The organism is Pseudomonas sp. MONT-RG-20F-20-E-7-02 (genome assembly GCF_022662395.1).
GTDB lineage: Bacteria > Pseudomonadota > Gammaproteobacteria > Pseudomonadales > Pseudomonadaceae > Aquipseudomonas.
Window position 1 is genome coordinate 57577 of sequence record NZ_JAKNQN010000008.1, and the last position, 25722, is coordinate 83298.

Genomic DNA, 25722 nt, shown 5'->3' on the forward strand with positions numbered 1-25722 from the left:
TTCCTCATAAACGTATGGACAGGCCATCGGCCAGGGATTGTCGATAGGCGCGCCACGCGGGCACGCTGCCCATCAACAGCGCCGCCGCGAGGATGCCGGCGAGCAGCGTCCATTCATATTCGCTGGGCCATGACATCGGCAAGTCCAGGCCGTAGTTGGCCTGCAAATACCCGCGCGATGCGGCGATGCACACGTACAGCAGACCAACGCCCGCCACCACGCCAGACAGCGCCAGGGCGAAGGCTTCGAAAATCAGCAATGTCGCGATATGCCAAGGCCGTGCGCCCACCGAGCGCAGGATCGCCATCTCGCGGCGGCGTTCATTGAGGCTGGTGAGGATGGCTGTGAGCATGCCGATCAAACCGGTCAGCACCACAAACAGCGAGATCACGAACAGCGCTTTTTCGGCGGTGCCCATCATGCTCCACAACTCTTGCAGCGCCACGCCGGGCAGGATCGCCAGCATCGGTTCGCCACGGAATTCATTGATTTCGCGTTGCAAAGTAAAGGTGGAAATCTTGTTGTTCAGCCCGAGCATAAACGCGGTGATGGCTTGCGGGGTCAGGTCCATATTGCGCGCCTGATCGGCGCTGATGCGGCCTTTGCCCTGGGCCGGCACGCCGTTGTGCCAGTCGATATGGATCGCCTCCATGCCGCCGAGGCTGATATGCAGCGTGCGGTCCACCGGCGTGCCGGTGCGTTTCAGAATGCCGACCACGGTGAACGGCTTGTCATCGTGCTTGACCAGGCTGACCACCGCGACACCATGGGCCAACACCAGCTTGTCGCCGAGCTTGTAATGCAGCGCATCGGCGACTTCGGCACCGAGCACCACTTCAAACGGGTCGGTGGCAAAGGCGCGGCCGCTGGCCAGTTCGAGGTTCTGTTTGCGGCCGTATTGGTAGTGCTCGAAGTAGGATTCGTTGGTGCCCATCACGCGGTAGCCGCGATGGGAGTCGCCGAGGGAAATCGGGATCGCCCATTTCACCTGCGGGCTGGCGGCGAAGTGCTCGTAGCTGTCCCAACGGATGTTGTTGGTGGCGTTGCCGATGCGGAACACCGAGTAGAGCAGCAAGTTGACCGAGCCGGAACGCGCGCCGACGATCAGGTCGGTGCCGCTGATGGTGCTGGCGAAACTGTTGCGCGCCTCAACGCGCACGCGTTCTACCGCGAGCAGCAAGCAGACGGAAAGCGCGATGGCGAAGGCGGTGAGGATCGCGGTAAAGCGGCGGTTAGCCAGGCTGGCCATGGCTAGACGAAACAAATACATCTCAAACCTCTGCGGGCGTGGCGGCGCGATTGAGTTCGGCCAGCGACAGGTGGCGGTCGAACAGCGGCGCGAGGCTCTGGTCATGGCTGACAAACAACAGGCTGGCACCGGCATCGCGGCATTCGGCGAACAACAATTGAATGAAGGCTTCGCGGGCGTCGTAGTCCAGTGCCGAGGTGGGTTCGTCGGCGATCACCAGTTCCGGTTGGCCAATCAATGCGCGGGCGGCGGCCACGCGCTGTTGTTGGCCGATGGACAGCGAGTCGGCGCGGCGCTCCAGCAGGTTTTTATCTTTCAAACCCAGGTGCGCCAACAAGGTCGCGGCGGCCTGGTCGACGCTGCCGTGGCGTTGAATCGCACGTTGCGCACGCAGCTTGGAAAAGTGACAAGGCAGCTCGACGTTCTCGCGCACCGACAGGAACGGCAGCAAGTTGAACTGCTGAAAGATGTAGCCGGTGTGGTCGACGCGAAAGCGGTCGCGGGCACCGGCCGACAGTTCGGTCAGCTCCTGGCCGAGCAGGCGAATGCTGCCCTGGCTGGGTTTCTGCACGCCGCCGAGCAAACCGAGCAGGGTGGTTTTGCCACTGCCGCTCGGGCCTTTGAGAAACAGGGTTTCCCCGGCTTCCAGGCGGAACGCGGGGATGTCCAGCAACTGTGGGTGGCCGGGCCAGTTGAAGCCCAGGTCAGACAGTTCAATCAGTGCTTGGGTCATAGGAAATCAGAATTTCAGGGTGGCTGCGGTGGCCGTCGCTTCAACACCTTGCTGACCGCTTGGGCCGATCAGTTGTACTTGAATTTTCTGGGTGGCGGGGAAGGTTTTGAACACTTGGGTCAGGTCGAGGTTGCTCAAGGCCGACGGCGTGGCGCAGGTGAATTGGTAGTGAGCGTGGATTTCGCTGTGATCGTGATGATGTTCGTGGGCCGCCGCGCCTTTGCCGTCGGTGGCGTGGGCGTCATCGTCGTCGTCATGATCGGCTTCCGGCTTGTCGCCGAACAACGGGCTGTTGAGTTCCTGGGTGCTGATCACGCAGCCGGCAGACTTGGGCAGGTTGAACAGGGCCAGCGGGTTTTCCAACTGCTTGCGGGCGGCAGAGACTTTGGCTTTGTCGGCGGGCGTCGTGGCCTGGTGTTCAAAACCCACGAGGTTCATGGCAGGGCTGTCGAATTCCAGCTCAAGCGCCTGGCCGTCGAGTACCGCGTTGAGGCGGCCGACACCGTGTTCATGAGCGCCGAGGCTGGCGTGTTCATGCTCATGATCGTGCTCATCGCCAGCGTGGGCGATAGCCAGTGGCAACAGGGCAAACGGCAAAGCAAGCAGCAGACGGCGCATGAGAAGGCTCCAGAACATGAAAGTTTTGTTATGTGATCTTATAACAATAGTGCCAGAGTTTGACCGCCCGCTTGGCGTTGCGCAAGCCGCGTGGGAGCATGCCGGTCAGAAAAGTGCAGGAGTAAGGACGATGTTGCGAATTCGTGGAACCGTCGGCGACGTGCCGGTGGACTTGACCCTGGAGCTGGACGACGGCGATTGGGCGCGGTTGGGCGCGCACTTGCAGGCGGCGCCAACGCCGAGCGCGCCGGCTGCGGCGCCAGTCAAACAGAACGATGATTTATGGCAGAACGCCCAGGACCTGCTGCGCAAGGCCGGGCAACTCAACGGGCTTGAGTTGCTCGATCAGTTGGAAGGCCTGGCCGGCGATGCCGCTTCCGGCAAACGCCTGCTGGTGCGCCTGCGCCATAGCGCCAAGGTGAAAGTGGCCAGCGGCGGGGATACGCCGCTGTACAGCTGGGTCGGCGATTAATACAGCGCGGCGAACAACTTGCGGCGGTACACGGTGACCAGCGGATGGTCATTGCCGAGCAGCTCGAACACCTGCAGCAACGTCTTGTGCGGCAGGCCTTCGCTGTAGCTGCGGTTGCGGATAAACAACTTGAGCAAGCCTTCCAGCGCCGCATCGTATTGCTGGCGCGCCAGTTGCTGAATGGCCAACTGATAGGCCGCTTCATCGTCCTGCGGGTTCTGCGCCAGTCGGCTTTTCAAGTCGGCGGCATCCGGCAGGTCGGCAGCCTGGCGCAGGAAAGTTATTTGCGCCTTGGCCCCGGCGAGGGCGGCTTTGTGGTCGTCGCTTTTTACCGCGTCGAGCACGGTTTGGGCTTCGCCCAATTCACCGCGTTCGGCCAGGCAGCGTGCGTACAGAATCAGCGCGCCGGCGTTGGTGTTGTCTTCGCCCAGCAGCGCGACCAGCACCGCTTCGGCGTCGCTGATACGCCCTTCGGCAAACAGCGCCTGGGCCTGTTCCAGCGGGTCAGCTGCAGCGGGTGGCGGCATCTGCACATGCGGCTCCAGCATCGCCCGCACCGCCGACTCCGGCTGCGCCCCGGCAAACCCGTCCACCGGCTGGCCATCCTTGAACAGCACCACGGTCGGCAAGCTGCGAATGCCAAAACGCGCAACGATATCCTGCTCGGCTTCGCAATCGACCTTGGCCAGCAGCAACTCGCCCTGATAACTCTCGGCAATCTGCGCCAGAAGCGGCATCAACGCCTTGCACGGTGCGCACCACTCGGCCCAGAAATCCACCAGCACGGGTTTTTCGAAAGAGTTCTGGATCACCGCCTGGTCGAAGTTGGCGGTGGTAACGTCGAAGATGTACGGCGTGGGCTCACTCATGGGGCGTCTCGAATAAAGCGGGAATGGGGCAACTATAAGGTGATGGAGTCCAGATCGCTATCGCGGGCAAGCCCGCTCCCACACTTGACCGCATTCCCCTTGTGGGAGCGGGCTTGCCCGCGATGGCTTTAAGCACGCCGCGAATGGTACAGGCTCACCTTCCGAAACTCCCAAGGCTCGGCCAAATCCGGCAACGTCAGTGCATCAAGGATTTCCAGGCGCTGATAAGCCTGGTGCTGAAAGTCGCGTACGCGTGAGTCTGCCACCAAGGCTTCGCGGCCGCGGGTGAGGAAGTGATCGAGCAGCGGCAGGTTGGCGCGGTCGTAGAGCACGTCGGCCACCAGGATCAGGTCGAAGCGGTCGGCTTCGGCGAAAAAGTCGGCTGAATAATTCAGCGCCACACCGTTGAGTTCGGCATTCGCCCGGCAGGCAGCCAGCGCCAGCGGGTCCAGGTCGCAGGCCACCACTTCGAGCGCGCCGGCTTTGACGGCGGCAATCCCGGCCACGCCGGAGCCGGCGCCAAAATCCAGCACGCGCTTGCCGGCCACCCATTCGGGGTTCGCTGCCAGGTAGCGTGCCAGCGCCAGGCCGCTGGCCCAGCAAAAACTCCAGTACGGCGGTTCATGCAAGATGCGCCGGGTTTCTTCGGGGCTGAAGGCGCGGTCCATGTTGTCGGCGTCCAGCAGCCACAACGACAGCTCGGTGCCCGGCAGCGGGCAGGGCACCAGTTGCGCGTCGCCGATCAGCTCGCTCAGGGCGCGTTGCAGGCCCAGCGGTGGCGTCATGGTGCCTTGACGAGTTGCAGGGGGCCGGTGGTTTGGGTGATCGCCTGGGTGATGCGCACGGCGGGCAGGTGCAGGATCAACTGGCCGGACTGGCTGGCGCGGCCGCGCAGTTCAACCCGCGCACCGGCGGGGAAGGCTTCCGGGTTGAAGCGCAAGCGGAAGGCCAGTGGCTTGCCGTTGCCGGTCAGCACGCTGCTGGCGAGCAGTTGTTGCGGGCGGTTGCGCTCGTCGATCACCAGCAAGGCCAGTTCGACTTCAGCGTTGGCCGGTACGCCGTTGAGGGTGCCGTTGATTTCACGTTGGTAAGCCGGCAATGGCCCGAGGTCTTCAATGCCTGGGACTTTTTTCTCTTGGGCGGGCGTTGGTTGAGGCGCCGAAGGCTTGGGGGCTTCGCTGCTGCAGGCGACCAGAACACTGAACAGGGCGAGTAAAACAAGTGGTCGTAACTGCATGTACGGCTCCAGAAAGGGCAAAATCCGTGGCTTGAAGATTAAGAAACATAATAGTCAGCCTATATACCGTAAAGGCTATGGCTTGTCTTGCCACGGGGATGCGCTACCATGGCCCTCCCTTTTTTTGTTGCCTGCCACCATGCACTGTCCCTTCTGCGGTGCCAACGACACCAAGGTCATTGACTCGCGTCTGGTCGCCGAGGGCGACCAGGTACGTCGCCGGCGCGAATGCCTGGCCTCTGGCTGCGGTGAACGTTTCACCACCTTCGAAACCGCCGAACTGGTATTGCCACGTCTGATCAAGTCCGACGGCAGCCGCCAGCCTTTCGACGAAGACAAACTGCGCGCCGGTATGCAGCGCGCCCTGGAAAAACGCCCGGTGAGCGTCGAGCGGCTGGAGGCGGCGCTGGTGCATATCAAGCACAAGCTGCGTGCCACCGGCGAGCGCGAGGTCAAGAGCCTGGTGGTTGGAGAGCTGGTGATGGGCGAGCTGCAAAAGCTCGACGAAGTCGCCTATATCCGTTTCGCCTCGGTGTATCGACGCTTCCAGGACCTCAATGAGTTCCGCGAAGAGATCGACCGCCTGGCCCGTGAGCCGGTCAAGAAATGAACCCACCTTCTGCTGAACAAGCCGTCCTCGACGCCCATTACATGGCCCGCGCCCTCGAATTGGCGCGCAAGGGTGTGTACACCACCCACCCGAATCCGCGTGTGGGCTGTGTGATCGTGCGCGATGGGCAGATTGTCGGCGAAGGCTGGCACGAGCGCACCGGCGAACCGCATGCCGAGCCGAATGCCCTGCGCGCCGCGGGCGACAAGGCGCGTGGCGCCACGGTGTATGTGACCTTGGAGCCGTGCAGCCACCACGGGCGCACGCCGCCGTGTGCCGATGCGCTGGTGACTGCCGGTGTGGCGCGCGTCGTCGCCGGCATGCAGGACCCGAACCCGGAAGTGGCCGGGCGTGGCTTGCAGCGTCTGGCGCAGGCCGGTATCGAAACCCACAGCGGCGTGCTGGAACAGGAAGCGCGCGCGCTCAACCCGGGTTTCCTCAAGCGCATGGAACACGGCCTGCCCTTTGTGCGGGTCAAGCTGGCGATGAGCCTGGACGGCCGCACGGCGATGGCCAGCGGCGAAAGCCAATGGATCACCGGCCCGGCTGCCCGCGCCGCCGTGCAGCGCCTGCGCGCCGAGGCCAGTGTGGTGTTGACCGGTGCTGACACGGTCTTGGCCGACGGCGCCCGCTTGACCGTGCGTGCTGCGGAATTGGGCCTGGATGAAGCCACCACGGCCCTCGCCATGTCGCGCCCGCCGTTGCGCGTGCTGATCGACGGCCGCCTGCGGGTGCCGCTCAACGCGCCATTCTTCAAGGCTGGCCCGGCGTTGGTAATCACCTGCGTGACGCCGGAAAACCAGTTTCCGCGCGGCCCCGAATGCCTGGTCGTGCCGGGCGTTGAAGGCCAGGTCGACCTGCGCTCGGCGTTGGTTGCCCTGGCGGCCCGTGGCGTCAACGACGTGTTGGTAGAAGCCGGCCCGAGCCTAGCGGGTGCGTTTGCCCAGCAGGGCTTGGTCGACGAATACGTCATATTCGTTGCCGGCAAATTCCTCGGCTCCGCCGCCCGGCCTTTGCTGGATTGGCCGCTTGAGAAACTGGCCGACGCCCCCCAACTCAAGATCACTGAAATGCGCGCTGTGGGCGACGACTGGCGAGTCACTGCCATCCCGCTACCACCAGCGAGCGTATAATTCTGACCGGGCGCTCAAGTGCCCGTCCCGTTTTCCAGGAGAAGGCCATGTTCACCGGCATTATCGAATCCATCGGCAGCATCCGCGCCATGACCCCCAAAGGCGGCGACGTGCGCCTGCTGGTTGAAACCGGCAAGCTCGACCTCGGCGACGTCAAACTGGGCGACAGCATCGCCGTCAGCGGCGTGTGCCTGACCGTCATCGAGCTGCCGGGCAACGGCTTTGCCGCCGACGTCAGCCGGGAAACCCTGGACTGCACCGCGATGAACGACCTCAAGGCCGGCAGCCCGGTCAACCTGGAAAAAGCCCTGACCCCGACCACCCGCCTGGGCGGCCATTTGGTCAGCGGCCATGTCGACGGCGTCGGCGAAGTGGTTGCCCGCAGCGAAAATGCGCGTGCCGTGGAATTCCGCATTCGCGCGCCCAAAGAGCTGGCCAAGTACATCGCCCACAAAGGCTCGATCACGGTCGACGGCACCAGCCTGACCGTGAACGCCGTGAATGGCGCCGAATTTGAACTGACCATCATTCCCCACACCCTCAGCGAAACCATCATGGCTTCTTACCAGCCAGGTCGCCGAGTGAACCTGGAAGTCGACTTGCTTGCCCGTTACCTGGAGCGCCTGTTGTTGGGCGATAAGGCCGCAGAGCCTGCTGCCGGGAACATCACCGAAAGTTTTTTGGCCGCTAACGGCTACCTGAAATCCTGACCAAGGGGGTGCCGCGTGGCGCTCAATAGCATCGAAGAACTGGTTGAAGACATCCGCCAAGGCAAGATGGTCATCCTGATGGATGACGAAGACCGCGAGAACGAAGGCGACATCATCATGGCCGCCGAGGCCTGCAAGGCCGAGCACATCAACTTCATGGCCAAGCACGCCCGTGGGCTGATCTGCATGCCCATGAGCCGCGAGCGCTGCGAACTGCTCAAGCTGCCGTTGATGGCGCCGCGCAACGGCTCGGGTTTCGGCACCAAGTTCACCGTGTCCATTGAAGCGACCACCGGCGTCACCACCGGCATTTCTGCCGCAGACCGCGCGCGCACGGTGCAAGCCGCCGCCGCCAAAGACGCCAAGGCCGAAGACATTGTCAGCCCAGGCCACATCTTCCCGCTGATGGCCCAACCGGGCGGCACCCTCGCGCGTGCCGGCCACACCGAAGCCGCCTGCGACCTGGCGCGCATGGCCGGTTTCGAGCCGAGTGGCGTGATCTGCGAAGTGATGAACGACGACGGCACCATGGCCCGTCGCACTGAACTTGAAGCCTTTGCCGCCGAGCACAACCTCAAGATCGGCACCATTGCCGACCTGATTCACTACCGCATGATCCACGAACGTACCGTTCAGCGGATTGCCGAGCAGCCGCTGGACAGCGAACTGGGCCAATTCAATTTGGTGACCTACCGTGATTCAGTGGAAGGCGACGTGCACATGGCCCTGACGCTGGGGAACGTTTGCGCCGAAGAGCCGACCCTGGTGCGCGTGCACAACATGGACCCGCTGCGCGACCTGCTGATGGTCAAGCAACCTGGCCGCTGGAGCCTGCGGGCCGCCATGGCTGCGGTCTCCGAGGCCGGCAGCGGTGTGGTGCTGTTGCTCGGTCACCCGTTGGATGGCGATGTATTGCTGGCGCATATCCGCGAAACTGCCGACCACACGCCGGTGAAAAAACCGACCACCTACAGCATTGTCGGTGCCGGTTCGCAGATCCTGCGTGACCTCGGTGTGCGCAAAATGCGCCTGATGAGCGCACCAATGAAATTTAATGCGATATCCGGTTTCGACCTGGAAGTTGTAGAATACGTGCCCTCCGAATAAAGGCTGGCTATTTTTGCCCCTTGTTCGCGGTTAAATCATCACTGAGGGACGCACTTTTCGCGTCCCGGCTCTTTAAGAGATTTGTCGAATGACCCTGAAGACCATCGAAGGTACCTTCATCGCCCCCAAAGGCCGCTATGCCCTGGTGGTTGGCCGCTTCAACAGCTTCGTGGTTGAAAGCCTGGTGAGCGGTGCCGTTGACGCCCTGGTTCGCCACGGTGTGAGCGAGAGCGATATCACCCTTATCCGTGCCCCTGGCGCCTTCGAAATTCCACTGGTTGCGCAAAAAGTTGCTCAACAGGGTGAATACGCGGCAATTATCGCCCTGGGCGCAGTTATTCGTGGCGGCACCCCGCACTTCGAATACGTGGCCGGCGAATGCACCAAGGGCCTGGCCCAGGTGTCCATGGAGTTCGGCGTGCCGGTTGCCTTCGGCGTACTGACCGTAGATTCCATCGAGCAAGCCATCGAGCGTTCCGGCACCAAAGCCGGCAACAAAGGCGCTGAAGCTGCCCTGTCCGCGCTGGAAATGGTCAGCCTGCTGTCGCAGTTGGAGGCCAAGTGATTTCCGACGAGAGCGATCAGTTCAACCCCCAGGACCCACGCCCTGCGGATGCCGGCAAGCCGTCCAAAAGCGAAAAACGCCGTAAGGCGCGTCAACTCGCGACCCAGGCGCTGTACCAGCGCTTGATGGCCAACGCTTCGCTGAACGAAATCGAAGCGCAGTTCCGCGTCGATAACGACTTCACGTTCGCCGACCAGAGCTACTTCCACGACATCCTGCACGGTGTGCATGCCAACCTGACCGAGATCGACACGGCCCTGGCTCCATGCCTGGACCTGACCATCGAAGAACTCGACCCGGTTGAACTGTGCGTACTGCGCCTCTCCACCTGGGAACTGCTCAAGCGCGTCGACGTGCCGTACCGCGTGGTGATCAACGAAGGTATCGAGCTGGCGAAAGTCTACGGTTCCACCGACGGCCACAAGTTCGTCAATGGCGTGCTCGACAAGCTGGCCCCGCGCCTGCGTGAAGCCGAAGTGAAGGAACACAAGCGCTAATCTGCGCTTGAGTTCCTGTGCCTTGCCTTACCAATGCGTTACTGTTTTGGTGAGTGGCTGTTGCTGCCAGACAAGGCGCCGCGACGACTCATAGCGTGCTATGGGGAGGAGCGGCAACGCAGTATGGCGGCAACAGACGCCGCCAAAAAGGAACCGCAGTGGTGAGGCAGGGCACATTGATGGGTGAGTTCGAGCTGATCCGCAACTACTTCGCCGCCGCGCCCTGTGCGCAGGGCGGCGAAGGCATTGCTCTTGGGATCGGCGACGACTGTGCCTTGCTGACGCTCCCCGCCGGGGAGCAGCTGGCAATCTCCACCGATACGTTAGTGGCCGGCGTGCACTTTGCCGACCCATGTGACCCGTTCCTGCTCGGCCAGCGCTCGTTGGCCGTGGCAGTCAGCGACCTGGCCGCCATGGGCGCCCATCCTCTTGCCTTCACCCTTGCCCTGACCACGCCGACCGTCGATGCCGATTGGCTGCAAGGCTATGCCCAGGGTTTGAACGCCATGGCGCAAAGCTGCGGCGTGGGCCTGGTGGGCGGCGACACCACGCGCGGGCCGCTGAGCCTGACCCTGACCGTGTTTGGCCGTGTGCCGGCCGGGCAGGCGTTGACGCGCAGCGGCGCGCAACCCGGTGACTTGCTGTGCGTAGGCGGTGAGCTGGGCAATGCTGCCGGTGCTTTGCCGTTAGTGTTGGGGCAACGCACGGCGGATGCGGCGATTGCTGGCCCGCTGCTGGCCCATTACTGGTCGCCACAGCCGCAATTGGCGTTGGGCCTGGCGCTGCGGGGAAAGGCTACGTCTGCCATGGATATCTCCGACGGGCTATTGGCCGATTGTGGGCATATCGCCAAGGCGTCGGCTGTCAGCTTGTTGATCGAGCGCCAGCGCTTGCCGTTATCCAGGGCTCTGCTGGCGTTTGTCGGCGATGACGAGGCGCGAGTCGCCGCGTTGAGTGGGGGCGACGACTACGTACTGGCGTTTACCCTGCCACCTGCTGAGCTTGCGCCTTTGTTGGCCAGTGGCTGGCCGATCCACGTGATCGGCCGGGTTGAGGCCGGGCAGGGCGTCACCTTGCTTGACCCCAAGGGCCAAGACATCACCCCGGCCGTGCGCGGCTATCAGCATTTTCGCGAAACTCCGTAAGCCCGCCACCTGCGCTACCCTCTATACGGATATTACGGTGTGTGAGGTTGTGTCGTTATGGATGTGTGTCGTTGGCTGCTGGTTGTGCTGTGTGCCCTCGTCTCGCTGGCCCAAGCAGATGACGCCCCGGTCCCCGGCAAAATCATGCTGGCCAGTGAAGAATGGAGCGACTACACCAACAAGGATGGCAGCGGCCTGGCCTGGGATGTCTTGCGTCAGGTCTTCGAGCCGGCGGGCATTACCGTGCAAATCCGCAGCGTGCCCTACACACGTTCGGTCGGCCTGGCCCAACGCGGCGAGGTAGACGGCTGGGTCGGCGCCTATCGTGATGAAGCCAGCGGCGTGTTGTACCCACACTGGAATTTCGACGCCGACCATATCTACGCCCTCAGCCTGGCAACCACGCCGACACCCAGCATCGCCACGCTGGGCAATTACCGCCTGGCCTGGGTACGCGGCTACAAGTACGAGGAATACTTGCCGAACGTGCACCGCTTCAACCAGATCGAACGCCGCGACGGCATCCTGCCCATGTTGCAGCACGCCCGCGCAGACCTCTATATCGACGCCCTCACCGAGGCCAAGTATGTGCTCAGCCAGGCGGATGACGCGGCGCAATTCAAGCTCACCCACATCGCCGAACTGCCGCTCTACATAGGCTTTGCCGACACCGAGCGCGGGCGGGCCTTGATGGCGGTGTATGACCAGCGTATGCCCGCACTGGTAAAGAGCGGCGAACTGAAACCGATTTTCGAGCACTGGAAACAGCCGTACCCGTTCTGACCTGCATAGAACCGGGATGAAGGCCAATCGAACCTATTGATCTTTATCAGCGATAATTCAGCTTAAGCGTCTGTAGGAACCTGCTGTTACAATGACGCCCTCTGTGAAATCTGAAATCAGGAGCACACGGTGCCCGTCGTTTTCGTCGCCGCTTCCAAGCTGCCTACCCCTTTTGCCACGTTCACCATGAACGGCTTTCTCGAAGAGGCCACCGGCCGCGAGCACGTCGTGCTCAGCCTGGGTGACATCGCCGACGGTGCGCCGGTACTGGGCCGCGTGCACTCCGAGTGCCTGACCGGCGACGCACTGTTCAGCCAGCGCTGCGACTGCGGTTCGCAACTGGAAGCCGCCATGCGCGCCATCGCCCGTGAAGGCCGTGGCGTGTTGCTGTACTTGCGTCAGGAAGGCCGTGGCATTGGCTTGATGAACAAGATCCGCGCCTACGAACTGCAAGATGGCGGCGCCGACACCGTTGAAGCCAACGAGCGCCTGGGCTTTGCCGCCGACCAGCGCGACTACGCGATCTGCCTGCCGATGCTTGAGCATCTGGGGGTGAAATCCCTGCGCCTGATGACCAACAACCCGCGCAAGGTCAAAGCCTTGACCGAGATGGGCATCACCGTGGCCGAGCGCGTGCCGCTGCACACCGGGCAAAACCCGCACAACAAACTCTACCTGGCGACCAAGGCCAGCAAGCTCGACCACATGATGGGCAACGAGCATCAGGGCGAGGTCGACCGCGCGTGACCCGTGGCCAGGTGAAGCGGCGACTGTCCTTTAACTGGTGGCAGTACCTGGCCCTGGCACTGCTCCCGCTGTTCGTGCTCAACCTGGTGTTTGGCCAGGCCCAATCCCTGCTTCCCGTGCTGGCCATGCCGTTCTTTATCGCCGGTGTGGCCTCGATGTTTCTGAGCCTGCGTTATTTTCATGGCTATAAACACGCGCTGATCGCCACCGCAAAAGCCCTCGATACCCCTGAAGAACCGGCTGCCTGGATCACTCTCGCGGCCCGTCGTCGCACCGCTCTGCTGGTTGCCGCCGTTCCGGCCTGGATCGGTGCGCTGGCGGTGTTCGTTGGCCTGGAAGCGGTGCCGCTGTTTTTGCTGGCGCTGTCGACCCTGGTGCTGTTTTACCTCTACCGCATCCCCCGTCAACTGGGATGAGGCGCCATTGGCTGGCGGTTATGCTGCTGGTATTCAGTGCCCAGGCGATGGCGGTCGAGCGCGTGGTCAGCCTGGCGCCTTCTCTCTCTGAAATCGTGGTTGAACTGGGCGCCGCCGACCTGCTGGTGGGCGTGCTCGACGGTGGCGAGCGCCCGGCGGCATTGGCGCAAGTGCCGTCGGTTGGGCAGTACGGGCAACTGAACATGGAGCGCCTGCTCAGCCTCAAGCCCGACTTGATCCTGCTGTGGCCCGGCAGTGTCGGCCCGGCTCAGCGTGAGCAATTACAGCGCCTGAACATCCCCGTGTATGTCGCCGAACCCCATAGCCTCGAACAGCTGACCACCCAGGTTCAGAGCATCGCCGAGCAATTGGGCCGCGCCAACGCCGGCCAGCAACTGGCCGCACAGCTACGCCAGCGCCTGGCCGAACTGCGTCAACGCTACCAGCGTGCCGAGCGGTTGCGGGTGTTTTATCAGGTGTGGAACCAGCCGCTGTACACCGTGGGCGGTGGGCAGATCATCAGCGATGCGCTGAGTGTGTGCGGCGCGCGCAATGTGTTCGATGACCTGAAGCTGCCCGCGCCGCAGGTCAGCATTGAGTCGGTGTTGCAGCGCAATCCCGAAGTGATTCTGGCGGGGGATCAGCCGCAGTTGGACGCGTGGAAGGCCTGGCCGCAGGTGACCGCCGTGGCGCAGGGGCGTTTGTTATTGGTGCCGGATAAAGGCCTCGAGCGGCCCAGCGGGCAGATGTTGGAGGCGGTGGCGCGGTTGTGTCAGGTGATTGCACCGAGCCGGTAAGGCCGCATGCGTGAGCAAGCCCGCCCCCCCACATTTGAACGATGACTGCCTTCAAGCGGTAGAGTGCGCCGGCTCGCAAAGAGGGGCGCTGGTCAAATGTCCGGCGTCCACGTCACCCCAACCATCCAGGTGCGGCCTTCTTCCCGGTAATGCTGATTGTTCTGGAAGTTCGGGTCCTGATAGTTGTACATCGCCCGGGCGTAGCGCTTGTCCAGAACGTTATCGACCTTCAACGACAACAATACTTCCCGGTTCAACGCCCAACTGCTACGCAGCCCCAGCAAGGCATAACCGCCCAGGCGATTACGGTTGTCTTCAGCGTCATAGCTGCGGCTGATGGCTTGCCAGCTGGCACCTACGCCCAACGTGTCGAATTGCCGGTCCAGGTCCAGGCTCAAGGTGCGCCGCGCGCGACGCGCCAGGGTGTGGCCAGTATCGCGGTCGCGCGGGTCGACGAATGCGACGCCCAGGTTGCCCTGCCAACCCCACAGTTCTTGCTTGAGTGCCGCCTCAAAACCGTTGATACGCGCCGACGCCACGTTTTGCGGCTTGTCGTTGCTGTCGAGAATGATCGCGTCGCTCAAGTTTGTGCGGTACAGCGAAGTTTCCAGGCGCGTGCTTTCACTCAGTTGGCTGCGCCATTGCAGCTCGTAGCTTTTGGAGGTTTCGGGCTGCAAGTCAGGGTTGCTGTACTGCGTCAGCGGGTAATAAAGGTCGTTGAAGGTCGGCGCGCGAAAGCCTTCGCTGTAGCTCAGCAGCACGTCATTGTCGGGGTTGATCGGCACGGTGAGGGTGCCGCTCCAGCTGTTCTGGCCGCCGAACTGCTGGTTCTGGTCGCGGCGCAGGCCCAGTTCGGTGGAGAACCACTCGCCGTGGAAGCGATGCTGCACAAAGGCGGCCCGGTTCCAGCGGCTGTTTTCGGTGAAGGTGCTGGAGCCGTGGAAGCGATCTTCGTACCAGTCGCCGCCGAGAATCAGGCCGTTCTGGTCATTGAGCGTCAGGTCGTTCTGCCAGTTGACCGAGTCGCGATAGGTATTGAACACGCTGAAAGCGTCACTGAGCTTATCGCGCTTGGTATCACGGTTTTCGCTGTGGCCCAGCTCCAGGCGCGATTGCCAGTGCTCGTTGAGCCTGGCGTCGACATAACCGCTGGCGCTGCTGACGGCGTAGTCGGTGTAGGGCTTTTGCCCGACCGTTTGCTGGGTCACGGCGTCGTAGCGACCGAAGCTGTTGTCGTACTCTGACTTGCCACGGTTATCCAACAGATTGAAACCAACCTCCAGTTCGTCGCTGAAAGCATGGCTGAGGTTGAGGCTGATGGATTGATTGCGATAGGCATCATGGTCGCCGTCGCTGGGAAACGACTCATGCGTTGAGTTGATACCCGCCGTGTCATCCAGGCTCGCGCCCAGGTTGAAACGCGTGTGTTCATCCCCGCCGGAAAGGCCAAGGCTGCGTTCCCAGGTCTGGCGGCTGCCAAACCCGAGTTTCAAGCGTGGCTGCAGGCCCTGTTCGGCATTGCGTCGGGTAAATATCTGGATCACCCCACCAATCGCATCGCTGCCGTAGATCACCGAGCGCGACCCGCGCAGGACTTCCACGCGTTCAATCTGATCGACGTTCAGGTATTGCAGCCCGCTGTCGCCGGAGGTGGTGTTGGCGATGCGTTGGCCATCGACCAGCACCAGGCTTTGTGCGGTTTTGGTGCCACGAATATAGATGCCCGGCAAACTGCCGCGGCCACCGGTGGGCGCCACTTGCACGCCGGGTACGCGGCTGAGCAGGTCGGTCACGCTGGTGGGTTGCAGGCGGTCGATGTCATCACGGGTGAACACCGTGTTGCGGCGCTGCTGTCGTTGCGCGCCTGTACCTGGCGGTTGGCGCTTATGACTACGTCGGGGAGTTTCAGCGCGTCGTCGCGCTCGAACGAATCGGCCAGCAGGTCGGGGGCGGGGAGCAGCAGCAAGGGCAGGGCAAAGCGAAGGTGGTTCATGGGCTGTCCATAGCATTTATCAGCAATACAAAACCAATGTGGGAGCTGGCTTGCCTGCGATGCAGGCACCTCGGTTTGTCAGTAAGACCGAGGTGATGCTATCGCAGGCAAGCCAGCTCCCACATTTTTTGGCCGGTTTCTACAGACCCAGCAGCGCCATGCGCGCGCGCACCGACGCCTCAATCCCGGCTTCATCCAGCCCGCATTCCGCGAGCATCTGCGCCGGCTTGGCGTGTTCAACGTACACATCCGGCAAGCCCAGGTGCAGCACCGACTTGAGGATGTTCTCCCGCGCCAGGAACTCGCTGACTGCCGCACCGGCGCCGCCCATGATGGCGTTTTCTTCAACCGTCACCAGCAGCTCATGGCTGGCGGCGATATCGCGCACAAGGGCTTCGTCCAGCGGTTTGACGAAGCGCATGTCGACCACGGTCGCGTCAATCTTCTCGGCGACTTTCAGCGCCTCGGCCAATTGCACGCCGAACACCAGGAACGCCGTTTTACTGCCTTGGCGACGTACGATGCCTTTGCCGATTTCAATCGGCTCAAGGTCTTTCTCGATCACTGCATTCGGGCCATTACCGCGCGGGTAACGTACAGCGGCCGGGCCGTTGTACAGGTGGCCGGTGCTGAGCATCTTGCGCAGTTCGTTCTCGTCGCTCGGCGTCATCACCAGCATGCCGGGGATGCAGCGCAAGTAGGACAAGTCGAAGCTGCCGGCGTGTGTCGGGCCGTCTTCGCCGACCAGGCCGGCGCGGTCGATGGCGAACAGCACGTCGAGGTTCTGCACCGCCACGTCATGCACCAACTGGTCATAACCGCGCTGCAGGAAGGTCGAGTAGATCGCCACGACCGGCTTGGCGCCTTCGCAGGCCATGCCGGCAGCGAATGTCACCGCGTGCTGCTCGGCAATCGCCACGTCGAAATAGCGCAGCGGGAAACGCTCGCTGAACGCCACCAGGTCGGAGCCTTCCTTCATCGCCGGGGTAACGCCCACCAGGCGCGGGTCGGCGGCAGCCATGTCGCACAGCCATTCGCCAAACACACCGGAATACTTCGGCCCGCCGGCTTTTTTCGGCGCGGCGGCGGGGGCGTCCACAGGTTCGAGCTTGGTGATCGCGTGGTAACCAATCGGGTCGACTTCCGCCGGGGCGAAGCCTTTGCCTTTTTTGGTGACGATATGCAGGAACTGCGGGCCCTTGAGGTCACGCATGTTGCGCAGCGTGGCGATCAGGGTGGGCAAGTCATGGCCGTCGATCGGGCCAATGTAGTTCCAGCCCAGCTCTTCGAACAGCGTGCCGGGCACTAGCATGCCCTTGGCATATTCTTCGGTACGTCGGGCAATTTCCCACGCACCGGGCAGGCGCGAGAGCACTTTCTTGCTGCCTTCGCGCATGCTGGCGTAGGTGCGGCTGGAAAGAATTTTTGCCAGGTAATTCGACAGACCACCGACATTGCGCGAAATCGACATGTCGTTGTCGTTGAGGATCACCAGCATATTGGCGTCCACTTCCGGCGCATGGTTCAGCGCCTCGAACGCCATGCCGGCGGTCAGCGCGCCATCCCCGATCACCGCAATCGCTTTGCGCTCGCTGCCTTGCAGGCGGGCGGCAATGGCCATGCCCAGCGCTGCACTGATGGAGGTGCTGGAGTGGCCGACGCCGAAGGTGTCGTACTCGCTTTCGGAGCGGCGCGGGAAGGCAGCCAGGCCGTCCTTCTGGCGCAGGGTGCCCATGCGCTCGCGACGGCCGGTGAGGATTTTATGCGGATACGCCTGATGGCCCACGTCCCACACCAACCGGTCATCCGGGGTGTCGAACACGTAATGCAGGGCGATAGTCAGCTCGATGACGCCCAAGCCGGCACCGAAATGCCCACCGGTCTGACCGACCGTGTAGAGCAATTCCAGGCGCAACTCATCGGCCAGGGTTTCCAGCTCGGCTTCACCCAGTCGACGCAGGCCGTCCGGCGTGGCAGCACGGTCGAGCAGGGGCGTGGACGGGCGCTTGCGGGGAATCTCTTGAAACGTCGTGGGCATCAGGCGAATCGTTATAGGTATAGAAGAGGCGGCAGTTTACCTCAAGCGGTGCAAACTGCCCACGCAGAGCGCCGAACTTGGCCGATATGCGGCTGCAATGGCCGCACTTATCAGTGGCGGCGTTCGACGATATACCGCGCCAAGTCACGCAGTGGCTCGGCCGCCGCGTCGAAAGGTCGCAGGGCGTCCAGGGCCTGGTCGCGCAGTTCCAGGGCATACGCCTTGGCCGCGTCGAGCCCAAGCAGCGCCGGATAGGTCGGTTTATCGCGGGCGGCATCCGCCCCTTGGCGTTTGCCCAGGGTTGCAGTGTCACTTTCTACGTCAAGAATGTCGTCCTGCACCTGGAATGCCAGGCCGACGGCCCGCGAATAGGTCTGCAGTGCCGCCAATTGTGGCGCTTCGGCACGGCCACTGGCCAGGGCGCCCAGGTGCACAGCGGCCTCGATCAGCGCGCCGGTCTTGTGGCGATGCATATGTTCGAGGGCATGTTGATCCAGCTTGAGGCTGACCGAGCCCATATCGATTGCTTGCCCACCGACCATGCCGGCCGGGCCTGCGGCCAGGGCCAATGCCGTCACCATGCGCAGGCTTATCTCGGCGTTGACGCTGTTCAAGCGCGGGTCCAGCAACGCGCTGAACGCCAGGCTCTGCAAGCCGTCACCGGCCAGGATCGCATAGGCTTCATCAAAGGCTTTGTGGGTGGTCGGCTGGCCGCGACGCAAATCGTCGTCGTCCATGGCCGGCAAATCGTCATGCACCAGGGAGTAGGCGTGAATCAGCTCCACCGCACACGCTGCGCCATTGGCCTGCTCGGCGGGGGCGCCCAGGGCTTCACACGCCGCATACGCCAGCAACGGGCGCACGCGCTTGCCGCCATTCATCACGCTGTAGCGCATGGCCTCATAGAGGCGATTCATTTCGGGGCTTGGCGCAACAAACAAGGGCTCGAGCGCCGCATTCACTCGGGCTTGGCTACTGGCCTGATACGCGTCGATCATTCGGGCTGTTCCGCATCGAAAGGTTCTTCGGCCAACTCCCCGTCACGTTCCAGCAACACCTGGACCTTCTGCTCCGCCTGCGCCAACGCGCTCTGGCAGTCGCGAGTCAGGCCGATGCCTTGCTCAAACGCCGTGAGCGAGTCTTCCAGCGACAACTCGCCGTTCTCCAGACGCTCGACCAGGGTTTGCAGGTCGGCGAGGGATTGTTCGAAATCGAGTGCTACTTTTTTGCGGGCCATGGCGGCTATTCCGGTAGACGGTAAACCGGCGCGACACTAGCAGACATGCGGATTCTGGGCAAATGAGTGGGGCGTCAGTGATCCTCTATTGAGTCGAGTAAAATGCTTATTCGGCTCATTTTGTGAGCCGATTACGCCTTTTATTCGGCTCAGCGCCCACTCGAACACTGCCCCTGCGCGTCGTTGAGCTGCGCTTCAAACGCCAACAACTGCGCCTGCATCCGCTGCAACCCGGCAATCTGCCCGGCCAGCTCCTGCTTTTTGCTGGCGATGGCCTGGTCTGCCCGTTCCAAGGGCAACCTATCACCCTGATGCCCGTGCAAGATCCCTTGCAACTCCTTGAGCTTGAATCCCAACTGCTGGGCGCATTTGATCAACGTCAGCAGTTCGACGCTTTGCGCCGAATAGACCCGATAACGGCCCTCCCGCTGCGGCGCTGGCAGCAGTCCAATCGCCTCATAGTGACGAATCGCCTTGATGGTCGTGCCCGACAGTTGCGCGGCTTTGCCGATGTACATGAAAACTCCCTTTTTCAAATAGTGCGCCGACCTGTTTCAGCCACTTTTCGCGCTGCGTCGCTGTTGATCCCAGTACCGGTCCGAACATCAGCGTCTGGGTCGGCTTGATGCCGCAAAAGGCCAGGGTCGTGCTGCGCACCTGATGAATGCCCGGCATGCGATAGACCCAGCGGTAATACCACGGCGGCGTGTCCAGGGTCACCAATAAATGGGCGGTGCGGCCCTGCAGCAGCTTATCCGGGAATGCCTTGCCCTTACGGTATTTGAAGGCAAAGCCGGGTAGGAAAATGCGGTCGATGAAGCCTTTCATCAATGCGGGGATGCCACCCCACCAGATCGGGAAAACCCACGCCAGATGAGTCGCCCAGAGAATATCGGCTTGGGCGCTGAGCAAATCGGGCTCCAAGGCTTGGGGCTGGGTGTAGCCGTTATGCAGGACCGGGTCGAAAGCCAGTCCGCCCAGGCGCAGGACGCGGACCTCGTGGCCGGCGATTTTCGCCGCGTGAATGTAGGTGTCAGCAACGGCTGAGCAGAAACTGGTGCTGGAGGGGTGGCCGAGAATGAGCAAGATGCGCTGAGTCATGGTGCCGAAGCCTGAAAGTGGGCCTTTCAGGGTAGGGTGTGCTGTATAGGGGAGAGTCAAGGCACGGCGCCGCAATGCGCCGATTTGCAAAGGCCAGCAGGACGTTTCTGTGATCTGTGCAAGGCCCTTCCTGAACCGTTCGCAGCCCCTTGTGACAGTAAAAACCACTGACTAGCCTGTGCCCCTCCAGTCAAGAGTGAAACGGGCATGAGCGAAACCTCTATCGGCTTGATCACGCCTCCTGTGGGCTACAGCGACTGGCTGAGCGATCTTAAATTGCGCATCCAGACGGCCCAACAGCGGGCGACGCTGGCGGTGAACCGCGAACTGGTGCTGCTTTACTGGCAGATCGGCCACGATATTCTGACCCGTCAGGCCGCGCAGGGTTGGGGCAGCAAGGTGGTTGATCGCCTTGCCCAAGACTTGCGCGCGGCCTTCCCCAAGATGAAGGGCTTTTCGCCGCGCAACCTCAAATACATGCGCGCTTTTGCCGAGGCGTGGCCGAATGCCGAATTTGTGCAACAGGCTGCTGCACAATTGCCGTGGGGCCACAATGTGGTGCTTCTAGACAAACTCCCCGGCCCCGAAACGCGCCGGTGGTACATCGCCCAGGCAATTGAACACAACTGGTCACGTAACACCCTCGTGATGCAAATCGAGCATCGCCTGCTGGAGCGCAGTGGCAAGGCCGTCAGCAATTTTGAAGATCATTTGCCCAAGCCCCAATCCGACCTGGCGCGCGAATCGCTCAAGGATCCTTACCGCTTCGACTTCCTCAGCCTGGCTTTGGATGCACAGGAGCGCGATATAGAAAACGCGTTAATCAAGCACGTCACCGACTTCTTGCTTGAGTTGGGCGCAGGTTTCGCCTTTGTCGGCCAGCAGGTGTTGTTGGATGTTGGCGGTGATGAGTTCTTCGTCGACCTGTTGTTCTATCACCTGAAGCTGCGCTGCTACGTAGTGATCGAACTCAAGACAGGCAAATTCAAGCCTGAACACCTCGGCAAGCTGAGTTTTTACCTGTCGGCAGTGGATGCCCAGCTTAAACACCCGCAGGACGGGCCCACCATCGGCCTGTTGTTATGCAAGAGCAAAAATGAAGTGGTGGCTGAATACGCATTGCGCGACAACAACCGGCCGATCGGCGTGGCGGAATATCAGTTGGTGGAATCGTTACCGGCAGAGCTGCAAACAAGTTTGCCAAGCATTGAGCAGATTGAGCGGGAGCTGGCAGGCTAGGTGCGTATAACGGTCACAGCCTGCCGTTCAGGCCAGGCTGTAACCGTTGAATGGATAAAATCAGGCCCTTTCCTTTTTGCCCGTGTCCATGTCCGTGCTGCCCCACGGCCGCCAGTCATCGGTGTGCCGTTCACTGCCGTGCGGCCCGCTGGAGCTGGTGCCGCCCGCCAGGAATTTCTCCCACAGGTTTTTGCTGTCGGGGTCGCTGTCTTTGTGCAGGTACGGCGCCAGACGCGCCAGGGAGCTGCCTTTTTTGTCTTCGGTTTCCTTGAAGTGTTTCCACTCATCCGACTGGTACTCGAACATCGATTTGTCGTCCGGTGTGTCGCGGCCGCCGTACATGTAGGTGGCATAACGCGCGTATTCGAGCTTGTCGCCCCAGTCGTCCTTGGTCACGCCGGCGTCGGCGAGGTCCTTGAAGAACTTGCCTTGGGAATCGGTGAGCTTTTGCATTTTGGCGTGCTCGACCGCTTCGGCAATCAGCGTGCCTGCTACCCCGAAGATCACACCGGCCACGGCGAAAACCGGCCCTGCAATGCGGGCGCCGATGGCAAGCCCGCGGACCACGGTTGCGGCAACATCACCGGCCAGCTTCCCAGCCAGGTGAGCACCTTTGGGGGCGAACATCGCGATGGTATTGGCGATCGCCATACCGGTGCCGGACGCACCACCGCCCAGCGTGAAGGCCGCGTCAGTTTTTTCCAGTGCGGTCTTGGCGTTTTTCAGTTTGCGCGCGCCGGAAACAATGTCCATCACGCCGCCGGTCAAGTCCAGGCCGGCACCGCCCATAAAGCGCAGGAACGAGCGCCCGGAGGCGATGGCGATTTCGGATTTTGACGCCGGGGTGCCTTTGCCGGGGATGTCCTTGACGCCCATCTGCTCGCCAAGGGACTTGGCGGCGTTGTCGTATTCCTTGACCTCATCGGCCGACAGGTTGCCCACATCGAGTTTCTTCAGGGTTTCGGAAGATTCTTTGACACGGGTACTGATGGAGGCAGCCAATGCGTCAGATTTTTCCGTGGTTTTCTTGCCCCAGATATCCGGCAGGTTCTCATCGATCAGGCCAAGCCATTCAGTGGCTTTGATTTTCGGCGGGCCCTTGCCATCTTTGTCCACGGCCGGGTCATAGGTTTTAGTGCCACCCAGGGTTTCTACGATGTTCGAACCGAACTTGAGAAAGTCATTGGTAAAGCTCAAACCGGACACCAGGTCTTTCGCGGCGGCGATTTTCTGGTCGTCGGTCATGTTGCCGCCGCCGTTGGCGAGCTGCAGCGCGCCGCTGACCAGGTTCATCGTGCCCGCCATGGCGCTCAGCCCGCCGGTGGAGCTGGCTGTGTGCAGCACGGTCTTCAAGGAGCCGGCGGCCGCCTCGCGATTGGCGCCCAGGCCCTTCAATTGGGTGTCGACCACCTTGTCGATGGCCTTCGGGTCGCCGCTGGCAGCCGCGAGACGAATGGCCGCGGCGATCTGTTTGTTTTCTGCCGGGGTCAGGCCTTTGATATGGCCGTCGAGGATGTCGATCTCATCCTTCATCTTCTTGTACATGTCGTAGGCTTTGTCGCCCTTGTCCAGGCCACCCAAAGCGGCGTTGATACCGCCCTTGATCATCGTGAACGAAGCCTTCAGGCCACTTTCGGCATTTTCCGGCGAGACTTTGTCGGGGTTTTCCATGTAGGTGTTGAGCTGGTGCGTCATCATGTTCTGGTCAAACGTCTGACGGCGCGCGGTGTAGCTGTCGGGTTCCAGAATGCGCAGCGACTCGAAATAGCGGTCCACGTCCAACTCAGCCGTTTCAGATTTTTTCGGATCACCCGAATCGTTCATGGCAATTACATAGTCTTCAAAGTTCAAGTTGGCCTCACGCGTGCCATCTTTGAAGAGTGCCGGGAACACTTGTTCGCGCACTTCACTTAACCGATCTTCCGACAAACTACCGACACTTTTCTTTAGTTCAGCGTCGTAACGGTCCTTAATGCCTTCCTTGCCCATCAGTGTGGAAATTTCCTTGGCGAGTTTGTCCTCGTCGACCATTTCCTTCACATCTTTGCCGTTCAACTTGGTCGGCGTTTTATCCGTCTCACGGTAAGTGCCGCTGCCCAGATTGATACTTTCCGCGTAGCCGTACAGGTCATAGCCACTGTCCAGCGCGGCCTGGGCGTCCATCAGCTTGACGATCCTGGCTTCATCCGAGTCTTCGGCCAGCTTGCCACTCTTGATGTCATCGCGGATGCCCTGCACAAAGTTCTCGGCCGTCTGGCCGCCCACGGTCTTGTCGTTGGGCAACTCCATGTCCATCAGCCCTTCGGCGCCGAAGGTCGGGATGTTGTACTTGTCACGCAGGGCCTGTACGTCTTGCGGCTCATCGGGCGGCGCGGCCTTGTCGGAATGGGTGGCGTCTTTGACGTGCATCAGGTCGCCTTTGAGGCTCGAGTAGCCGTACTTGCCGAAATCCTGCAAGCGGCCGGCCTCGGTGCCGTGGCGGGCTTCCTTGTCTTTGGTGAAGCCATCAATGCTGTCGTTGTCTTTATTCCTGGCATCGATGCCGGTCAGCAAGTTGCCGTTTTCATCGAGGCTCACCACGTGTTCCAGCACCTGGGTGGCGCGATACGCGGCGTCGGCGTCGTTCTCGAAGTCACCCACCTGCTTCTTGAGGTTGTCCTTCACATCGCTCTGGTTGCCAAGGTTTTTCAGCAGGGGCGTTGCGTCGATAATCTCTTTGGCCGAGCGCGTATCACCGTCGGGACGCTTCTGCTGATCGCCCAAATCCGACTTCACCACCTCGCCGCGCAGGCTCGAATAGCCATACTTGCCGAAATCCTGCAGGCGGCCCGCCTCAGTGCCATGCCGCGCCTCGCCATCTTTGGTAAAACCGTCGATGCTGCTGTTGCCGACGTCCTTGCCATCGGTCAGCTTGCCGTCTTCGTCGACGTATTCGACATGCTCCAGCACTTTGGAGGCGCGGTAAGCCGCATCCGCGTCCTTCTCAAAATCGCCGACCTGCTTTTTCAGGTTGTCCTTCACCCCACTCTGATTACCGAGTTTGGCCAGCAGCGGCGTGTCATCAATAATTTGCTGGGCCGAGCGCGTATCACCTTCGGGGCGCTTCTGGCCTTTACCTAACTCATCCTTCGGCGCAGCGGCTTTTTTGACCGATTTTTCCCAGGCAGCAACGGAGCTTTTATTCGTGACCGCAGCGTCCTTTGGGGTCGTTTCTACCTTCGCTACCATGGTGCTTCTCCTGATGTAATTGTTGCGCCGGCCACTTTTAAAACGCGCAGGGTCGCACAACTTCCTGGTTAACTACCCGAGGCTGTTTATTGAATAACAAGAGGGCGACCTTAGTTGGCAGGCCGCTGTGCAAGAATGCTGTGAATTGCAACGTCACGGAACTTAGCACGGACTTTTGCTCAATTCGCAAAGCCTTCACAACAATTCACAACGCCAGGGCTATTTGGGAACATTTATGCAGTAAGGCAAGCGCACACAAAAAAGCCCACCGTTCAAGGCAGGCTTATCGTAGAGCGCGGCAAGCGCAGTGTTGATGCGGTGTCAGCGCCGAATAACCGTTCATCAGATTGCGATGCTGTCGTGACAGCCTTGGGCGGGGGGGGCATTTAGGTCGAGCGGAAACACCAGGAAAAATCTCACGCGTGAGCTATTGAGTGGGCCGAGAATTACCTGTAGATTTTCTCACGCGTGAGTTTTTCACAACGAGGTCAGTACCATGAAAAGCAGCTCTCCATCGAGCCCGCCAGCAGGGCCCGATACCGATTCAGCAAGCCGCAAGGGAGAGCGCTTGAAGTCGCCCGCGAAAAAGCCGTCGAGCTTTTACATGAAGCAGATGCGCGCGGGCCTGGCAGCCGCCGGTTATGTGAAACACGAGACTTGGGTGCTTCCCGAAAACCGAAGCCTGCTCAAGCAGATGGAGAAACAGCTTCGCCAACCGATTCTGGCTGGCTCATTCATGTCGGAGAATTTCATGAGCGCAGGTACCAACTGGAATATCGATCGCCTCTTCACAGCGCTTCAGGCTCTGGATGAAGTGGTTTCCAACGACATTACGCTTTCTCTCGTTCAAGGCGCCGAATCCAGCATCAAGTTGGAAATGAACGACTTCGGGGGCTTGCCGATTTACATCGCGGTAGTGGGCGAGCAGATCATCGTGGACACCGTGCTGGTCGACGTCGAGTCCATCAACGACGTAACCGCCTTCAATGACGCGGTGCTGCGCAGCCGGGAAATGTTCCCGTTGTCTTCGATCGGTATCGAGTCCATGCCTAACGGGCAAGTTGTTTACAACATGTTCGGCGCACTGAGTTCCGACTCCAGCCTGACCAACATCGTGACCGAGGTGAAAACCCTGGTTGATAACGTGCAGCGCGCCAGCGAAGCCTTCGAACGTTTCTTCAACTAATTATTCTGGAGT

Annotated in this window: 26 protein-coding genes and 1 pseudogene; 14 read left to right on the forward strand and 13 right to left on the reverse strand. The window is 61.3% G+C overall.

Going from position 1 to position 25722, the window contains the following annotated elements:
• Positions 1 to 4: 4 nt before the first annotated feature.
• The 3 genes from L8I05_RS22385 to L8I05_RS22395 are packed head-to-tail and all read right to left on the reverse strand — an operon-like array spanning position 5 to position 2600.
• Positions 5 to 1270 (reverse strand): ABC transporter permease, encoded by a 1266-nt coding sequence (locus tag L8I05_RS22385; protein WP_242171557.1) that lies wholly within the window; start codon positions 1268 to 1270, stop codon positions 5 to 7.
• Between the two features lies 1 nt (position 1271).
• Positions 1272 to 1982, reverse strand: a complete 711-nt coding sequence (locus tag L8I05_RS22390) for an ABC transporter ATP-binding protein (protein WP_242171559.1) — start codon at positions 1980 to 1982, stop codon at positions 1272 to 1274.
• A gap of 6 nt (positions 1983 to 1988) precedes the next feature.
• Positions 1989 to 2600: a DUF2796 domain-containing protein gene (locus L8I05_RS22395; RefSeq protein ID WP_242171560.1), complete on the reverse strand. Its 612-nt coding sequence runs from the start codon at positions 2598 to 2600 to the stop codon at positions 1989 to 1991.
• A 130-nt stretch (positions 2601 to 2730) separates the two neighbouring features.
• Between L8I05_RS22395 and L8I05_RS22400 the strand changes: the two genes are divergently transcribed.
• Positions 2731 to 3072 carry a hypothetical protein gene (locus L8I05_RS22400; protein ID WP_242171561.1) on the forward strand — a complete coding sequence of 114 codons (342 nt, stop codon included), beginning with the start codon at positions 2731 to 2733 and terminating at the stop codon, positions 3070 to 3072.
• Here the strand turns inward: L8I05_RS22400 and trxA are convergent.
• From trxA to L8I05_RS22415, 3 genes are all read right to left on the reverse strand, one after another.
• A complete protein-coding gene (gene trxA, locus L8I05_RS22405) occupies positions 3069 to 3941 on the reverse strand; it encodes a thioredoxin (RefSeq protein ID WP_242171562.1) in 873 nt (290 codons plus the stop codon). The genes L8I05_RS22400 and trxA overlap by 4 nt on opposite strands.
• Positions 3942 to 4069: 128 nt before the next feature.
• Positions 4070 to 4726 carry a 50S ribosomal protein L11 methyltransferase gene (locus tag L8I05_RS22410; protein ID WP_242171564.1) on the reverse strand — a complete coding sequence of 219 codons (657 nt, stop codon included), beginning with the start codon at positions 4724 to 4726 and terminating at the stop codon, positions 4070 to 4072.
• Positions 4723 to 5178, reverse strand: a complete 456-nt coding sequence (locus L8I05_RS22415) for a YbaY family lipoprotein (RefSeq protein WP_242171565.1) — start codon at positions 5176 to 5178, stop codon at positions 4723 to 4725. The genes L8I05_RS22410 and L8I05_RS22415 overlap by 4 nt, the downstream gene beginning before the upstream one ends.
• A gap of 139 nt (positions 5179 to 5317) precedes the next feature.
• Here L8I05_RS22415 and nrdR point away from each other — a divergent pair, with 139 nt between their 5' ends.
• The 11 genes from nrdR to L8I05_RS22470 all read left to right on the forward strand — a co-directional run bounded on the left by nrdR (position 5318) and on the right by L8I05_RS22470 (position 13688).
• Positions 5318 to 5788: a transcriptional regulator NrdR gene (gene nrdR / locus L8I05_RS22420; RefSeq protein WP_162530299.1), complete on the forward strand. Its 471-nt coding sequence runs from the start codon at positions 5318 to 5320 to the stop codon at positions 5786 to 5788.
• Positions 5785 to 6921: a bifunctional diaminohydroxyphosphoribosylaminopyrimidine deaminase/5-amino-6-(5-phosphoribosylamino)uracil reductase RibD gene (gene ribD, locus L8I05_RS22425; protein ID WP_242171566.1), complete on the forward strand. Its 1137-nt coding sequence runs from the start codon at positions 5785 to 5787 to the stop codon at positions 6919 to 6921. Before nrdR ends, ribD begins: the two co-directional genes overlap by 4 nt.
• 47 nt (positions 6922 to 6968) lie before the next feature.
• Entirely contained in the window at positions 6969 to 7631 is a 663-nt protein-coding gene (locus tag L8I05_RS22430) for a riboflavin synthase (RefSeq protein WP_029299435.1), read from the forward strand.
• A 15-nt stretch (positions 7632 to 7646) separates the two neighbouring features.
• Positions 7647 to 8738, forward strand: coding sequence for a bifunctional 3,4-dihydroxy-2-butanone-4-phosphate synthase/GTP cyclohydrolase II (gene ribBA / locus L8I05_RS22435; RefSeq protein ID WP_242171567.1), 1092 nt, complete (start codon positions 7647 to 7649; stop codon positions 8736 to 8738).
• Between the two features lie 88 nt (positions 8739 to 8826).
• Entirely contained in the window at positions 8827 to 9303 is a 477-nt protein-coding gene (gene ribE / locus L8I05_RS22440) for a 6,7-dimethyl-8-ribityllumazine synthase (protein ID WP_003194576.1), read from the forward strand.
• Positions 9300 to 9800: a transcription antitermination factor NusB gene (gene nusB / locus L8I05_RS22445; protein WP_159960246.1), complete on the forward strand. Its 501-nt coding sequence runs from the start codon at positions 9300 to 9302 to the stop codon at positions 9798 to 9800. The genes ribE and nusB overlap by 4 nt, the downstream gene beginning before the upstream one ends.
• Before the next feature lie 179 nt (positions 9801 to 9979).
• On the forward strand, positions 9980 to 10945 hold the full coding sequence (gene thiL, locus L8I05_RS22450) for a thiamine-phosphate kinase (protein WP_242171727.1): 966 nt from the start codon (positions 9980 to 9982) through the stop codon (positions 10943 to 10945).
• A 57-nt stretch (positions 10946 to 11002) separates the two neighbouring features.
• Entirely contained in the window at positions 11003 to 11728 is a 726-nt protein-coding gene (locus tag L8I05_RS22455) for a transporter substrate-binding domain-containing protein (RefSeq protein WP_242171569.1), read from the forward strand.
• A gap of 129 nt (positions 11729 to 11857) precedes the next feature.
• On the forward strand, positions 11858 to 12475 hold the full coding sequence (gene ribA / locus L8I05_RS22460) for a GTP cyclohydrolase II (RefSeq protein ID WP_017135999.1): 618 nt from the start codon (positions 11858 to 11860) through the stop codon (positions 12473 to 12475).
• Positions 12472 to 12891 carry a nuclear FMR1 interacting 1 family protein gene (locus tag L8I05_RS22465; RefSeq protein ID WP_159960240.1) on the forward strand — a complete coding sequence of 140 codons (420 nt, stop codon included), beginning with the start codon at positions 12472 to 12474 and terminating at the stop codon, positions 12889 to 12891. The genes ribA and L8I05_RS22465 overlap by 4 nt, the downstream gene beginning before the upstream one ends.
• Positions 12888 to 13688, forward strand: coding sequence for a cobalamin-binding protein (locus tag L8I05_RS22470; RefSeq protein WP_242171570.1), 801 nt, complete (start codon positions 12888 to 12890; stop codon positions 13686 to 13688). Before L8I05_RS22465 ends, L8I05_RS22470 begins: the two co-directional genes overlap by 4 nt.
• Before the next feature lie 92 nt (positions 13689 to 13780).
• Here L8I05_RS22470 and L8I05_RS22475 read toward each other — a convergent pair.
• From L8I05_RS22475 to L8I05_RS22500, 6 genes and pseudogenes are all read right to left on the reverse strand, one after another.
• Positions 13781 to 15681 (reverse strand): annotated as a pseudogene (locus L8I05_RS22475) (TonB-dependent receptor).
• Positions 15682 to 15820: 139 nt separating this feature from the next.
• The gene (gene dxs / locus L8I05_RS22480; RefSeq protein ID WP_242171571.1) at positions 15821 to 17719 is read right to left on the reverse strand and encodes a 1-deoxy-D-xylulose-5-phosphate synthase; all 1899 of its coding nucleotides are present in this window, start codon (positions 17717 to 17719) and stop codon (positions 15821 to 15823) included.
• A gap of 110 nt (positions 17720 to 17829) precedes the next feature.
• Positions 17830 to 18717, reverse strand: coding sequence for a farnesyl diphosphate synthase (locus L8I05_RS22485; protein ID WP_242171572.1), 888 nt, complete (start codon positions 18715 to 18717; stop codon positions 17830 to 17832).
• A complete protein-coding gene (locus L8I05_RS22490; protein ID WP_003176346.1) occupies positions 18714 to 18956 on the reverse strand; it encodes an exodeoxyribonuclease VII small subunit in 243 nt (80 codons plus the stop codon). Before L8I05_RS22490 ends, L8I05_RS22485 begins: the two co-directional genes overlap by 4 nt.
• A gap of 149 nt (positions 18957 to 19105) precedes the next feature.
• Positions 19106 to 19474 (reverse strand): MerR family transcriptional regulator, encoded by a 369-nt coding sequence (locus tag L8I05_RS22495; protein WP_242171574.1) that lies wholly within the window; start codon positions 19472 to 19474, stop codon positions 19106 to 19108.
• Positions 19413 to 20057: an NAD(P)H-dependent oxidoreductase gene (locus L8I05_RS22500; protein WP_242171576.1), complete on the reverse strand. Its 645-nt coding sequence runs from the start codon at positions 20055 to 20057 to the stop codon at positions 19413 to 19415. Before L8I05_RS22500 ends, L8I05_RS22495 begins: the two co-directional genes overlap by 62 nt.
• A 207-nt stretch (positions 20058 to 20264) precedes the next feature.
• Here L8I05_RS22500 and L8I05_RS22505 point away from each other — a divergent pair, with 207 nt between their 5' ends.
• The gene (locus L8I05_RS22505) at positions 20265 to 21296 is read left to right on the forward strand and encodes a PDDEXK nuclease domain-containing protein (protein ID WP_242171578.1); all 1032 of its coding nucleotides are present in this window, start codon (positions 20265 to 20267) and stop codon (positions 21294 to 21296) included.
• A gap of 60 nt (positions 21297 to 21356) precedes the next feature.
• Here L8I05_RS22505 and L8I05_RS22510 read toward each other — a convergent pair whose 3' ends face one another.
• Positions 21357 to 24524: a hypothetical protein gene (locus L8I05_RS22510; protein ID WP_242171580.1), complete on the reverse strand. Its 3168-nt coding sequence runs from the start codon at positions 24522 to 24524 to the stop codon at positions 21357 to 21359.
• 604 nt (positions 24525 to 25128) lie between these two features.
• Between L8I05_RS22510 and L8I05_RS22515 the strand changes: the two genes are divergently transcribed.
• Complete coding sequence (locus L8I05_RS22515) at positions 25129 to 25710, forward strand: YjfI family protein (RefSeq protein WP_119741422.1); 582 nt, start codon at positions 25129 to 25131, stop codon at positions 25708 to 25710.
• Positions 25711 to 25722 lie beyond the last annotated feature (12 nt).

Coding starts and splice junctions, on each gene's coding strand:
- L8I05_RS22385 (WP_242171557.1), bottom strand. CDS start 1,270: ATGTATTTGTTTCGTCTAGCCATGGCCAGCCTGGCTAACCGCCGCTTT.
- L8I05_RS22390 (WP_242171559.1), bottom strand. CDS start 1,982: ATGACCCAAGCACTGATTGAACTGTCTGACCTGGGCTTCAACTGGCCC.
- L8I05_RS22395 (WP_242171560.1), bottom strand. CDS start 2,600: ATGCGCCGTCTGCTGCTTGCTTTGCCGTTTGCCCTGTTGCCACTGGCT.
- L8I05_RS22400 (WP_242171561.1), top strand. CDS start 2,731: ATGTTGCGAATTCGTGGAACCGTCGGCGACGTGCCGGTGGACTTGACC.
- trxA (WP_242171562.1), bottom strand. CDS start 3,941: ATGAGTGAGCCCACGCCGTACATCTTCGACGTTACCACCGCCAACTTC.
- L8I05_RS22410 (WP_242171564.1), bottom strand. CDS start 4,726: ATGACGCCACCGCTGGGCCTGCAACGCGCCCTGAGCGAGCTGATCGGC.
- L8I05_RS22415 (WP_242171565.1), bottom strand. CDS start 5,178: ATGCAGTTACGACCACTTGTTTTACTCGCCCTGTTCAGTGTTCTGGTC.
- nrdR (WP_162530299.1), top strand. CDS start 5,318: ATGCACTGTCCCTTCTGCGGTGCCAACGACACCAAGGTCATTGACTCG.
- ribD (WP_242171566.1), top strand. CDS start 5,785: ATGAACCCACCTTCTGCTGAACAAGCCGTCCTCGACGCCCATTACATG.
- L8I05_RS22430 (WP_029299435.1), top strand. CDS start 6,969: ATGTTCACCGGCATTATCGAATCCATCGGCAGCATCCGCGCCATGACC.
- ribE (WP_003194576.1), top strand. CDS start 8,827: ATGACCCTGAAGACCATCGAAGGTACCTTCATCGCCCCCAAAGGCCGC.
- thiL (WP_242171727.1), top strand. CDS start 9,980: ATGGGTGAGTTCGAGCTGATCCGCAACTACTTCGCCGCCGCGCCCTGT.
- L8I05_RS22455 (WP_242171569.1), top strand. CDS start 11,003: ATGGATGTGTGTCGTTGGCTGCTGGTTGTGCTGTGTGCCCTCGTCTCG.
- L8I05_RS22470 (WP_242171570.1), top strand. CDS start 12,888: ATGAGGCGCCATTGGCTGGCGGTTATGCTGCTGGTATTCAGTGCCCAG.
- dxs (WP_242171571.1), bottom strand. CDS start 17,719: ATGCCCACGACGTTTCAAGAGATTCCCCGCAAGCGCCCGTCCACGCCC.
- L8I05_RS22485 (WP_242171572.1), bottom strand. CDS start 18,717: ATGATCGACGCGTATCAGGCCAGTAGCCAAGCCCGAGTGAATGCGGCG.
- L8I05_RS22490 (WP_003176346.1), bottom strand. CDS start 18,956: ATGGCCCGCAAAAAAGTAGCACTCGATTTCGAACAATCCCTCGCCGAC.
- L8I05_RS22495 (WP_242171574.1), bottom strand. CDS start 19,474: ATGTACATCGGCAAAGCCGCGCAACTGTCGGGCACGACCATCAAGGCG.
- L8I05_RS22500 (WP_242171576.1), bottom strand. CDS start 20,057: ATGACTCAGCGCATCTTGCTCATTCTCGGCCACCCCTCCAGCACCAGT.
- L8I05_RS22505 (WP_242171578.1), top strand. CDS start 20,265: ATGAGCGAAACCTCTATCGGCTTGATCACGCCTCCTGTGGGCTACAGC.
- L8I05_RS22510 (WP_242171580.1), bottom strand. CDS start 24,524: ATGGTAGCGAAGGTAGAAACGACCCCAAAGGACGCTGCGGTCACGAAT.
- L8I05_RS22515 (WP_119741422.1), top strand. CDS start 25,129: ATGAAGCAGATGCGCGCGGGCCTGGCAGCCGCCGGTTATGTGAAACAC.